The following is a 12,734-nucleotide window of genomic DNA, read 5'->3' on the forward strand; positions in this document are numbered from 1 at the left end:
TGCAGCAATTCGAAAAGCGCTACTAAGGATGGTTCGTGATGAAAATCGATAACAAAAAACAGCCTAGGCAGATGGGGCGCGAGTTTCTGCTCAAGACCCTCAACCATGCCATGCTCTGCGCACTGGCGACCTTGGGCACGGCCCAGGCGGCGCCTTATGTCGAGAACGGCAGGGCGGGTAACCCGGACAGTTGGCGCAGCAGCGAATTCAACGCCGAATGGGGGCTTGGGGCGATCAACGCGCAGCAGGCCTACGCCGCCGGGTACACCGGCAAGGGCGTCAAGCTGGGGATCTTCGACCAGCCGGTCTACGCAGCTCATCCGGAGTTCTCCGGCACTGGCAAAGTGGTGACCCTGGTCACCAGTGGCATCCGCGAGTACACCGATCCGTATATCCCGGTGAAGGCGGGTGATCCATTCCGCTACGACGGTTCGCCCACCGTTGGCTCCGACGGCAAGCTGGGTTCCCATGGCACTCATGTCGGTGGGATCGCCGCCGGCAGTCGCGATGGCAGCCCAATGCACGGCGTGGCGTTCGATGCGCAGATCATCAGCGCCGACAACGGCGACCCGGGCCCCGAGGATGGCATCATCCGCGGTAACGATGGTGCGGTGTACAAGGCAGGCTGGGATGCGTTGATCGCCAGCGGCGCCCGCATCATCAACAACAGCTGGGGCATCGGCATCACTGACCGCTTCGACCAGGGCGGTCGCGACCCGGCGTTCCCGCATTTCACCGTGCAGGACGCGCAACTGCAATTCGACCAGATCAAGCCGTTGCTGGGTACCAAGCCTGGCGGTGCCTATGAGGGCGCCATCGCCGCGGCCCGCAGCGGTATCGTCACGATCTTCGCCGCCGGCAATGACTACAACCTCAATAACCCCGATGCCATCGCGGGCCTGGCGTATTTCGTCCCGGACATCGCGCCGAACTGGCTCACCGTGGCGGCGCTGCAGGTCAACCCGAACACCGCCAGCCCCGATCCGTACACCATCAGTACCTTTTCCTCGCGCTGCGGCTACACCGCCAGTTTCTGCGTGTCGGCGCCGGGCACCCGGGTCTACAGCGCGGTGATCGGCGGCACCAGTGCCGACGACCTGACCGTGGGCTACGCCAACAAGAGCGGCACCTCCATGGCCGCGCCCCACGTCGCCGGCAGCGTGGCGGTGTTGATGGAGCGCTTTCCGTACATGACAGGCGCCCAGGTCGCCAGCGTGCTGCGCACCACCGCCACCGACATGGGCGCGCCGGGCGTCGATTCGTTGTATGGCTGGGGCATGATCAACCTGGGCAAGGCCATCGACGGCCCATCGATGCTGGTGACCGCTCAGGACATTCCCGAGGAGTTTCGCATCGATGGCGCCTACGGCTCCGGTCAGTTCGTGGCGGACCTGCCGGGCATCGGTGCGATCATCGATGCCGGCAAACCCACGGAGCGGGTGTGCAGCGGTATCCAATGTGGCCTGGACGTTTGGCGCAACGACATCGCCGGTCACGGCGGGCTGACCAAGGAGGGCATCGGCACCCTGGTGCTCACCGGCGCAAACACTTACAGCGGGCCGACCGTGGTCAATCAAGGACGACTGGCAATCAATGGCTCGCTGGCGTCGGCCGTGACGGTCAACGACGGCGGTATCCTCGGCGGCAACGGGCGCATCGCCAGCCTGACCGCCAATCGCGGTGGCAGCGTGGCGCCCGGTAACTCCATCGGCACGTTGCAAGTGGCCGGCGATGTGACCTTCCAACCCGGTTCGAACTACGCGGTGGAAGTCTCGCCCACCTCCAGTGACCTGATCGTGGCCGACGGCAAGGCGTCCATTGACGGGGCGACGGTGTCGTTGTCCCTGGAAAACAGTCCGACGCTGCTCACGGCCGGCGAGGTGAAAAGCCTGCTGGGCAGGCAGTTCAATATCCTGCAGGCCGCCGGGGGCATTGACGGGCGCTTCGCTGAAGTCTTGCCCAACTACGCGTTTCTGGGGGGCGACCTGGCGTACAGCGCCAGTGGCATTCAGCTGGCGGTCGAGCGTAATGACGCGTCATTTGCCAGCCTCGGCCTGACGCCCAACCAACGTGCCGTGGCCAGCGCCGCCGAGCAATTGGGTGCCGGCAACGGGCTATATGAAGCCTTGTTGCTGTCACCCAGCGCCGCCGTGGCGCAACAGGCATTCCAGCAACTGTCTGGGGAAATCCATCCGGCCATCGGCACGCTGCTGATCAACGACAGTCGTCAATTGCGCGACGCCGTGGGTGATCGCCTGCGCCAGGACGCACTGTACGATGCCGGTACGCCGACCGATGCCAGCAGCAATGCCTGGTTCAAGGTGCTGGGCGCTTGGGGCAAGAGCGACGGTGGACATGACCAAGCCAGTACGACCAGCTCCATCGGCGGGCTGCTGGCCGGTGTCGATGGCCTGATCAGCGACCAGACGCGACTGGGCTTCGTCACCGGCTACAGCGACAGTTCGCTGAGCATGGGCGATGGCACCCATTCCTCGGCCAAGGCCGACAGCTATCACCTGGGGGCCTACCTGGGGCATGAAATCGATGCGCTGCGCCTGACCGTCGGCGGCGCCCACAGCTGGCATCGCATCGACGTCAAGCGTGACCTGCAATGGGGCGACGTCAGTGGCCGGGAGAAAACCAAGCGCGATGCCCGGACCACCCAGCTCTTCACCGAAGCGGCGTATCGCCTGGACTTGCAACCGCTGGCCCTGGAACCGTTCGCCAACCTGGCCTATGTACACCTGGACAGCGACAGCTTCCATGAGAAAGGCGACAACGCCGCCCTGCACGGTGGAGACGACCGTCGCGATGCGCTGCTTTCGACCCTGGGCGTGCGGGCCAGCCACACCTTGACGCTGTCGGATCAACAGCAACTGCAACTGTCCGGTTCCCTCGGCTGGCAGCACAACCTCAGCAGTACCCATTCCGAACAGGACCTGGCATTTGCCGGCAGCAGCAACACCTTTGCGGTGCAAAGCGTGTCCATGGACCGCAACGCCGCCGTGATCGGCGCCCGCGCGGGGCTCGCGGTCGCCAAGGATGTGCGGGTCAACCTGGATTACAACGGCGTGCTCGGCTCCCGGGATAAAACCCATGGCGTGGGCCTGACGCTGGATTGGCAGTTCTGACCACACCACCCGGTTCCCAGCATTCCAACAACAAAAGAGAGCGACAACCATGGGTATCTACGACTACAAGAACCTCGGCACCACCGAATCCAAGGCACTGGTCAGCGACGCAATGGCCATCATGCTGTATTCCTACCACAACCTCGACAACGGCTTTGCCGCCGGTTACCAGCACAACGGCTTCGGTGCCGGCCTGCCGGCGACCCTGGTCACCGCGTTGCTGGGAGGCACCGATTCCCAAGGGGTGATTCCCGGTGTGCCGTGGAATCCCGACTCGGAGAAACTCGCCCTGGAGGCGGTGCAGAAGGCCGGCTGGACGCCCATCAGCGCCACGCAACTGGGTTACGCCGGTAAGGTCGATGGCCGCGGGACGTTTTTCGGTGAAAAGGCCGGCTACACCACCGCGCAGGTAGAGATCCTTGGCAAGTACGACGCCGAGGGGCACCTGCAGGAAATCGGCGTGTCGTTTCGCGGCACCAGCGGCCCTCGGGAGAACCTGATTGGCGACTCCATTGGCGATGTGATCAACGACCTGATGGCCGCCCTGGGGCCCAAGGACTATGCGAAAAACTACGTCGGCGAAGCTTTTGGCAACCTGCTCGGGGACGTCGCGAAGTTTGCCCAGGCCCACGGCCTGACAGGCAAGGACGTGCTGGTCAGCGGCCATAGCCTGGGTGGACTGGCGGTCAACAGCCTGGCGGACTTGAGCACCAGCAAATGGTCAGGGTTCTATTCCGGTGCCAACTACATCGCCTACGCCTCGCCGACCCAGAGCAGTACCGACAAGGTCTTGAACATCGGTTACGAGAACGACCCGGTGTTTCGCGCCCTGGACGGTTCGACCTTCAACCTCGCGTCGGTGGGCGTGCACGACGGGCAGCAGGAATCGGCCACCAACAATATCGTCAGCTTCAACGACCACTACGCTTCAGCGGCCTGGAACGTACTGCCATTTTCCATCCTCAACATCCCCACCTGGATTTCCCACCTGCCCACCGGCTACGGCGATGGCATGGGTCGGATCATGACTTCGGCGTTCTACGACCTCACTGAAAAAGACTCCACCGTCATCGTCGCCAACCTGTCAGACCCCGCGCGGGCCAATACCTGGGTGCAGGACCTCAACCGCAACGCGGAAACCCACACCGGCAGCACGTTTATCATCGGCAGCGACAGCAATGACCTGATCCAGGGCGGCCAGGCCAGTGACTACCTGGAGGGGCGAGCAGGCAATGACACCTTTCGCGATGGCGGTGGCTACAACGTGATACTGGGCGGGCAGGGCAGCAATACCTTGCAACTGCAGCAGTCGGTGAAGGATTTCAGTTTCGCCCATGACGGGGCCGGGACGCTGTATGTGCGCGATGTCCATGGCGCGATCAGCATCACCCGCGACATTGGCACGTTGGTCAGTAAGGAGTCCGGGTTGTTCTGGGGGCTGCTCAAGGATGAAGTGAGCCACAGCGTCACCGCCAATGGCCTGGTGGCTGGCGCCAACCTGACCGCCTATGCGTCTTCGGTCAAGGGCAGCGCGGCCAACGACACCTTGGTGGCGGGAGCGAAGGGGGACTGGCTGTTCGGCCAGGACGGTGACGATGTGTTGGTGGGCGGCGCCGGTAACGACACCTTCGTCGGCGGTGCGGGCAATGACCAGATGCACGCGGGAGGCGGCAGTGACACCTTCCTTTTCAACGGTGCATTCGGCCAGGACCGGATCAGCGGTTATGAGGCCGGGGACAAGCTGGTGTTCCTCGGCGTACCAGGCGCCGGGGCGGGGCATGACTACAGCCAGTACCTGTCACAAGTGGGCAGCGACACGCTGCTTAAGGTCGGCGACAGTTCCGTGACGCTGGTGGGCGTTGGTATCGGTCAGGTTGGCGGCGACGGGATCGTGTTCGCTTGATAGTGCTATTGCGAGCAGGTTCGCTCCCACAGGGACGGACGGTGAGTACAGGATTCTGTGAGCACCGAGCACAAATGTGGGAGCGAGCCTGCTCGCGATGACGGTGTAGCTGTCGAACTCAGTCTTCCTTGCGAATGGTAGCCACATCATCGGCGCGGACCCGGACTTTCTTGCCGGAAATATCCTCGAACTCGTAGAAACCATCAGCGGTGCGGGTATTGGGGGTGTCCTTGGTCAAATACTGAGTACCGTTCTGCAAAGTCACCACGGTTGGCGAGGCGCAGCCAGACAGAGCCAGAAATGCCACGACGACCAGGGGCAGGCCCAGAAACCTGATGTTCATAACCATAACCTCTCAATCAAAAGGACACGGATCAGCTGATTCGACCGCGCCATCACGTTAGTCAACCGCCATTGGTCTCGCTTGCCGTAGGAAAGTTCATCGCTGGCTGAAGGATTTCACCTTAAATATAGGAGACCGTTCATCTTTTGCGGTTGCCTGAGTGGTTTACAGCTGTTATCTGTATGCATAACCAGTACCCCAAAACTCTTGGCGTTTCTTTTCCGTGGCAGCCCGTGCTCTCGACGATCCGTTTTACTACCTGAACAACTTCCAGCAGGTACTCGCTTGGTTGACCCAGCGGTATGCCGATGTGCTCAGCCCCGAAGAACAACGCTTCATCGACCACTTCGTAGCGCTGCCGCGTGGCTCCCAGGGCTTGCTGGTGCGGATGGTGATGCGCAAGGGACTGCGGTTTCGCCATAGCAAGCTGAATTACCCGGAAATCGGCGACATAGGCGTAGCCGTCGCGCCGTTGCTGGCGTTGGGTTGGGTCAAGGAACAGGCTCCCATCGGGCTCGTCGAGCTGTTCGAGGTGCTGCTCAAGCCGGAAATCCTCCTGTGCCTGGGCCACTTGATCGAACACCCCAAGGCGAAAAAGACCGAATGGCTCCAGGCCCTGGACGAACACCTCAGTCAACCCCAGCCGTTCCGGGCCTGGTGCCCGCAGCTTGACGATCGGCTGTACAGCCTGACGATCATGCATCTGTGCGACAGGCTGCGGTTGATGTTTTTCGGCAATCTTTACCAGGACTGGTCGGAATTCGTCCTGGCGGACCTGGGCATTTTCACCTACGAAACCGTCGAGTTCAGCGCCGAGTCACGGGGCTTGCGCAGTCGCGAAGACGTCGATGCCTGCGTGTTCCTGCACGACTGCCAGCAGCGCTTCGAAGCCGGCGACCCCCTGGAAGAAATTGTCGCCCAGGTCAACCAACTGTCCCTGGACAATCCATGGCTGGAGCGACGCCGGGGCAAGTTGTTGTTCCAGATCGGCCAGCATGGCGAACGCATCGGCGATTTTGCCTTGGCCTTGGGCATCTATCGCGATTGCACCTACCCCGGCGCACGGCTGCGGATGGTCCGGGTGCTGGAGCGCGTGGGTGAGTACACCCTGGCTCTTGAACTGGGCGAGGCGGCGGCGCAGGCACCGCAAAGTGCCGCCGAAACCCAGGCCTTGCTGCGGATCCTGCCCCGTCTGCGGCGCAAGTTGGGTGGGCCACCGGTGCCACGGGGCATGGTCCGGGAAGAAGAGCGCCTGGAGCTGCACCTGCCTCGCGTCGATCCGGCCTTATCGGTGGAGTACCACGTCCAGGCCCATCTGCACGACGAAGCCGCGCCGGTGCATTACGTCGAGAACAGCCTGATCAATTCGCTGTTCGGCCTGTTGTGTTGGCCGGCGATCTTCGCGCCGCTGCCGGGAGCGTTTTTCCACCCGTTCCAGCGCGGGCCGGTCGACCTGCTCAACGAAGATTTCCACGCCCGTCGCGCCGAGCTGTTCGCAACTTGCCTGGCAGAGTTGGACGATGGCCGCTATCGACAGACCATCGTCCGTCGCTACGCGCAAAAGTGGGGTGTGCAGTCACCTTTCGTGTTCTGGGGCGCGTTGTCCGAGTCCTTGCTGGAACAGGCCCTCGATTGCCTGCCGGCGGAGCATCTCAAGCACTGGTTCCACCGTTTGCTGCTGGACATCAAGGCCAACCGCGCCGGCATGCCGGACCTGATCCAGTTCTGGCCGCAGGACAAGACCTACCGCATGATCGAAGTCAAAGGCCCCGGCGATCGCCTGCAAGACAACCAGCTGCGCTGGCTGGAGTTCTGTCACGAGCACCAGATGCCCGTCGCTGTTTGTTATGTGCAGTGGGTGGAGTCCCCCATCGCGAGCGAGCTTGCTCCCACAGGTGATCTGGGGCAGTCGGTCCCTTGTGGGACCGAGCTTGCTCGCGATGGGCACACATGAATCTGTTGCCAGGCTACAGCATCGCCGTGCGGGCGCTTTGTGAGTTCACTGCCAAGGTGGGTGACCTCGACCTGCGCTTCACACCGTCGCCCACGGCCTTGGAAGGTATCACCGGCCATCGCACCGTGGCCTCGCGGCGCAGCGAAGGCTATCAGTCTGAGGTGGCCCTCGAAGGTCACTACCAGGCACTGAAAGTCAAAGGCCGGGCCGACGGCTATGACCCGGATCGCCAGTGCCTTGAAGAAGTGAAGACCTACCGGGGCGACCTGGCCAAGCAGCCCGCCAATCATCGCCAGCTGCATTGGGCACAGGCGAAAATCTATGGCTGGCTGATGTGCCAGAAGCTGCAGTTGTCGCACATCGACGTGGCGCTGGTGTACTTCGACATCGTCAGCGAAAAGGAAACCTGCATCACGCAACCCTTCGAGGCGACGGAGCTGCAAGCCTTTTTCGAAGCGCAATGCGCGTTGTTCCTGGCCTGGGCCGAACAGGAAATGGCCCATCGACAGGCACGCAACCTTGGCGCGCAGTCGCTGGTGTTTCCGCATGCCGGTTTCAGGCCCGGGCAACGGCACTTGGCCGAGTCGGTGTTCAAGGCGGTCAGCACCGGTCGCTGCCTGATGGCCCAGGCACCCACTGGCATTGGCAAGACCATCGGCACCTTGTTTCCGTTGCTCAAGGCCCTGGCGCCGCAGCGACTGGACAAGGTGTACTTCCTAACGGCGAAGACCCCAGGGCGCAAGCTGGCCCTGGATGCGGCACGAGTGCTTACCCACAGCGCACCGTCAATGCCGTTACGGGTGCTGGAAATGATCGCCCGGGACAAGGCCTGCGAACACCCGGACAAGGCCTGCCATGGCGAATCCTGCCCGCTGGCCCGCGGTTTCTACGACCGCTTGCCGGGCGCCCGGGCGGCAGCGAGCCAGGTCACGTTGCTCGACCAGACGGCGTTGCGCGAAATTGCGCTGGCCCATGAGGTCTGCCCGTATTACCTAAGCCAGGAAATGGCCCGTTGGGCCGATGTGGTGGTAGCCGACTACAACTATTACTTCGATTTCAATGCCTTGCTCTTCGGCCTGGCCCAGGCCAATGGCTGGACCGTCGCGACCCTGGTGGATGAAGCCCACAACCTGGTGGAGCGCGGACGACAGATGTACAGCGCGACCCTCGACCAGGCCGCGCTAACCAGCGTGCGAAAAACCGCCCCTGAACCACTGAAGAAATCCCTGGAGCGGGTCAATCGCCAGTGGAACGCCTTGCACACGCCCCAGATGGCGGCCTATCAGGCCTATGAAAAGCTGCCGGAAAAACTGCTCCAGGCCCTGGCTAGCTGTACCACGGCCATCGGCGATTACCTCAATGATCATCCCCAGGGCCTGGACAGCGGTTTACAGGCGTTTTACTTCGATGCCTTGCAGTTTGGCCGAGTGGCGGAATCCTTCGACGAGCACTTTGTGTTCGACATCCACAAGCGCGAACTCGGTCGCCAGCGCAGCCTGTCCACTCTGTGCCTGCGCAATGTGGTGCCGGCTGCATTCCTGGCCCCCAGGCTGACGGCCGCCCGTAGCACGGTGCTGTTTTCCGCGACCCTGAGCCCTCGACACTACTATGCGGACTTGTTGGGGACGCCGGGCGACACGGTATGGATCGATGTCGAATCACCATTCAAGGCCGAACAGCTGGACGTGCAGGTTGTCAGCCGCATCTCCACCCGTTTTGCTCACCGCCAGGCGTCCCTGGAGCCGATTGTCGAGTTGATGGCTCGCCAGTTCCGCGAGCGGCCAGGCAACTACCTGGCCTTTTTCAGCAGCTTCGATTACTTGCAGCAAGTGGCCGGGCTGTTTGCCGAACGGTACCCACAGATTGAACTCTGGACGCAATCGCGGGGCATGGGCGAAGCCCCTCGGCAAGCGTTTATCGAGCGTTTCATGGAGCACAGCCAAGGTATCGGTTTTGCCGTGTTGGGCGGCGCGTTCGGCGAGGGCATCGATTTGCCGGGCTCACGCCTGATCGGCGCCTTCATCGCCACCCTGGGGCTGGCGCAGTTCAACCCGGTCAATGAGCAGATGAAACAACGCATGGCGGCGATCTTCGGCGACGGCTACGACTACACCTATCTGTACCCCGGCCTGCAAAAAGTCGTACAGGCGGCTGGCCGCGTCATCCGTACCCAGCAGGATAGCGGGGTGGTGCTGCTGATAGATGATCGGTTTGGCGAGGCGAGGGTGCAGCACTTGTTGCCGCGTTGGTGGTCAGTTACTCAAGAGGTGCACAAATCTCCCGGTGGGAACCAGGTTTGACGATTTTTCCTGGCGCCCGACTTGCTCCATACTCCGCAAAAAATCCACATGGACGCCTCGGCCAGATGCTTGAGAAAGACTCCAAGACCTCACTCATGAACGAAGAGCAGCGCTTTCGCCTGCTCATCGACGCTGTGGTCGACTACGCCATCTACATGACCGACCCCTCGGGCATCATCACCAGCTGGAACTCCGGCGCCAGGCGATTCAAGGGTTACGAGGAATCCGAAATCCTGGGCCAGCACTTCTCCCGTTTCTACACCGACCAGGACCGCGCCGCCGGCCTGCCGCAACGGGCGCTGGACACGGCCGTGCATGAGGGGCGCTTCGAAGGCGAGGGCTGGCGGGTGCGCAAGGACGGCACGTTGTTCTGGTCCCATGTGGTGATCGATCCGATCATCGACAGCCAGAGCGGCACCTTGCTCGGCTTCGCCAAGATCACCCGCGACCTGACCGATCGCAAGATGGCCGAGGAAACCCTCAAGCAAAGCGAGCAGCAGTTCCGCCTGCTGGTGCAAAGCGTCACCGATTACGCCATCTACATGCTCGACCCGCAGGGCCAGGTCACCAACTGGAACCAGGGGGCGCAGCGGATCAAAGGGTATCTGCCGATCGAAGCCATCGGCCAGCATTTCTCGATGTTCTATACCCCGGAGGATCGTGAAGCCGGTGAACCACAGCGCGCGCTGAGCATCGCCGCCAGCGAAGGGCGTTTCGAGAAAAAGGGCTGGCGCATGCGCAAGGATGGCACACGCTTCATGGCCCACGTGGTCATCGATGCGATTCGCAGCGACACCGGCACACTGTTGGGATTCGCCAAGATCACCCGCGACATCACCGACGCCACCAAGGCCCAGGAAGCCCTCGAGCAGGCCCGCGAGGCGCTGTTCCAATCGCAGAAACTGCAAGCCATCGGGCAGCTCAGTGGCGGCATCGCCCATGATTTCAATAACCTGTTGACGGTCATCCTCGGCAACCTGGAAATCGTGCGCAAGCGCATGCCTGGCGATCCGAAACTCGCTCAATTGCTGGACAACGCGACCCAGGGCGCGCTGCGCGGTGTTTCCCTGACCCAGCGGATGCTGGCATTTGCCCGCCGGCAGAAATTGACCTACGAATCGGTCGAGCTGTCGGCCTTGGTGCAGGGCATCAGCGGCCTGCTGCAAAGCTCCCTGGGCCCGTCGATCCACGTCCAGGCCCGTTTCGCCGAGGCGCTGTCGCCAGTGTTGGCCGATGTCAACCAACTGGAGCTGGCGATTCTCAACCTGGCGACCAATGCCCGGGACGCCATGCCCCATGGCGGCCAGATCACGATTACAGCCGAAGAGCGGCAAGGCTCTGATGCGGCCCCGGACCAGCCAATGGCGCCGGGGCGCTACATTTGCCTGACGATGACCGATGAGGGCGAGGGCATGGATGAGGCCACGCTGGCCTCGGCCGTGGACCCGTTCTTCACCACCAAAGGGGTCGGCAAGGGAACCGGCCTGGGGTTATCCATGGTGCATGGCCTGGCGGAACAGTTGGGAGGCCGCCTGATTCTCAGGAGCCAGAAAGGTGTCGGGACTACCGCGCAGTTGTGGCTACCAGTGGCTGACAACCCGGCACCGGACAAAGTATCGGTCCAGGAAACGCCGCAACCCGTCGACGAATTGAAGGTGCTGGTGGTCGACGATGACAGCCTGGTGCTCACCAGCACACGCTTGCTGATCGAGGACCTCGGGCATCGGGTCCTTTGCGCGTCATCGGGCGCCCAGGCACTGGAACTGCATGAGCGCAATCCGGATATCGACCTGGTGATCACTGACATGGCCATGCCGCAGATGGACGGTGCGCAGTTGGCGAAACTGTTGCGCGATCGCCAACCGAACCTACCCATCATCCTGGCCACCGGTTATGCCGAACGCCTGGAAGGTTTCGCCGCGCATTTGCCTCGGTTGATCAAGCCATTCAAGCAAATTGACCTGATGCAGATCATTGCGCAGACGATGAAATAGATACGGATCCCAGGTTGAATGCGGCTCCCCTGTGGCGAGGGGATTCATCCCCGCTGGGGCGCGAAGCGGCCCCCATCGTACCGACGCCTCGGTGTATCAGGCGATCCAGGGGGCTGCTGCGCAGCCCAGCGGGGATAAATCCCCTCGCCACAGGGGGTGTATGCCTGCCCACAAAGGGGATCATGCCTATTCGGTATTCTTCCTGAACCCACGCAAATTCATCGCACACAGGCAAAACTGCAACACGATCAATGCATACGCATCCGTATGCAGCCCCCAGACCACCCATAGAATGTTGCTCGCAATAAAACAACTGAATCCCGCCACCCTGCGTCGGGGTTGGCGTGAGCCGATCAACCAGGCAGCCAGCACCGTGACGACCATCGCCGGCCATTGCACCCATCCAAGATAATCCACATAACCCTCCTCTTGTCCTGACACCCTAGAGACCTTGACGGTGGGAGAGCGTTTCCTCGGACTTCGATACACCTGCGGTCCATTGGCTTGAACTTGCCGCGCACCGGGTTCTTCTAATGAGTCCGAATCGACACTGAGATACAGCCACACGATGCCCAGAATCCTCACCAGCCAGACTCCGGATGAAGAACTGACGGAACACAACGCCAAACTGTTCGGCTCGCCCAAGGAGCGACTGGATTTCTATCGCCGGGAGATCCAGTACGAAACCAGCATCCTGGCCAATCGGACCGATGCCTACTTGGCCGCCCAATCCTTCCTGGTGATCGCCTTTGCCTCGTGCATGGCCAACCTGAACCCGGAATGGGGCAAGCTGTTCACGTTGATCGTGCCGCCATTGCTGGCGTTGTTGGGATTCTTGAGCTCACTCAATGCCTGGCCGGGTATTCGAGCGGCCTACGAGATCATCGATCACTGGCATTTCAAACAGAGCGAGCTATTGCGCGCCGAACCCTTGATGGGCATGGCCTACGACGAATCGCCACTGTTCAACGAGCGGGAATCGACGCACAAAGGCTACCGTAAATCGTTGCTGTTCTCGGTGCGCACACCGTGGATCTTCGCCACGTTCTGGGTGCTGCTGGGGGTGTATTCGGTCTTTATTCAACTGACCGATCCAGGTAGTTGAGGCC

The 12,734-nt window shown here is 61.9% G+C and carries 8 protein-coding genes; 6 read left to right on the forward strand and 2 right to left on the reverse strand.

The features are described 5' to 3' along the window. Positions 1 to 71: 71 nt before the first annotated feature. Together PSH86_RS15690 and PSH86_RS15695 are read left to right on the forward strand one after the other, a co-directional pair. Positions 72 to 3,131: an autotransporter serine protease gene (locus PSH86_RS15690; RefSeq protein WP_305490365.1), complete on the forward strand. Its 3,060-nt coding sequence runs from the start codon at positions 72 to 74 to the stop codon at positions 3,129 to 3,131. A 49-nt stretch (positions 3,132 to 3,180) separates the two neighbouring features. After that, the gene (locus PSH86_RS15695) at positions 3,181 to 5,034 is read left to right on the forward strand and encodes a polyurethanase (RefSeq protein WP_232200801.1); all 1,854 of its coding nucleotides are present in this window, start codon (positions 3,181 to 3,183) and stop codon (positions 5,032 to 5,034) included. Positions 5,035 to 5,152: 118 nt separating this feature from the next. On the opposite strand, the gene PSH86_RS15700 is transcribed toward PSH86_RS15695, so the two are convergent. Continuing rightward, a complete protein-coding gene (locus PSH86_RS15700; RefSeq protein WP_109754053.1) occupies positions 5,153 to 5,377 on the reverse strand; it encodes a YgdI/YgdR family lipoprotein in 225 nt (74 codons plus the stop codon). Between the two features lie 223 nt (positions 5,378 to 5,600). Between PSH86_RS15700 and PSH86_RS15705 the strand changes: the two genes are divergently transcribed. The 3 genes from PSH86_RS15705 (at position 5,601) to PSH86_RS15715 (ending at position 11,625) form a co-directional block, all read left to right on the forward strand. Then, a complete protein-coding gene (locus PSH86_RS15705) occupies positions 5,601 to 7,331 on the forward strand; it encodes a VRR-NUC domain-containing protein (RefSeq protein WP_305483695.1) in 1,731 nt (576 codons plus the stop codon). Then, entirely contained in the window at positions 7,328 to 9,631 is a 2,304-nt protein-coding gene (locus tag PSH86_RS15710) for an ATP-dependent DNA helicase (protein ID WP_305483696.1), read from the forward strand. The genes PSH86_RS15705 and PSH86_RS15710 overlap by 4 nt, the downstream gene beginning before the upstream one ends. Before the next feature lie 65 nt (positions 9,632 to 9,696). Further along, entirely contained in the window at positions 9,697 to 11,625 is a 1,929-nt protein-coding gene (locus PSH86_RS15715) for a PAS domain-containing sensor histidine kinase (protein ID WP_109754056.1), read from the forward strand. A gap of 186 nt (positions 11,626 to 11,811) precedes the next feature. On the opposite strand, the gene PSH86_RS15720 is transcribed toward PSH86_RS15715, so the two are convergent. Beyond that, positions 11,812 to 12,042: a hypothetical protein gene (locus tag PSH86_RS15720; RefSeq protein WP_109754057.1), complete on the reverse strand. Its 231-nt coding sequence runs from the start codon at positions 12,040 to 12,042 to the stop codon at positions 11,812 to 11,814. 151 nt (positions 12,043 to 12,193) lie between these two features. Between PSH86_RS15720 and PSH86_RS15725 the strand changes: the two genes are divergently transcribed. After that, positions 12,194 to 12,730, forward strand: coding sequence for a hypothetical protein (locus PSH86_RS15725; RefSeq protein WP_109754058.1), 537 nt, complete (start codon positions 12,194 to 12,196; stop codon positions 12,728 to 12,730). The last annotated feature ends 4 nt before the right edge of the window (positions 12,731 to 12,734 follow it).

Origin of the sequence: Pseudomonas sp. FP2300 (genome assembly GCF_030687595.1) — a bacterium.
Taxonomy (GTDB): Bacteria; Pseudomonadota; Gammaproteobacteria; order Pseudomonadales; family Pseudomonadaceae; genus Aquipseudomonas; species Aquipseudomonas bijieensis.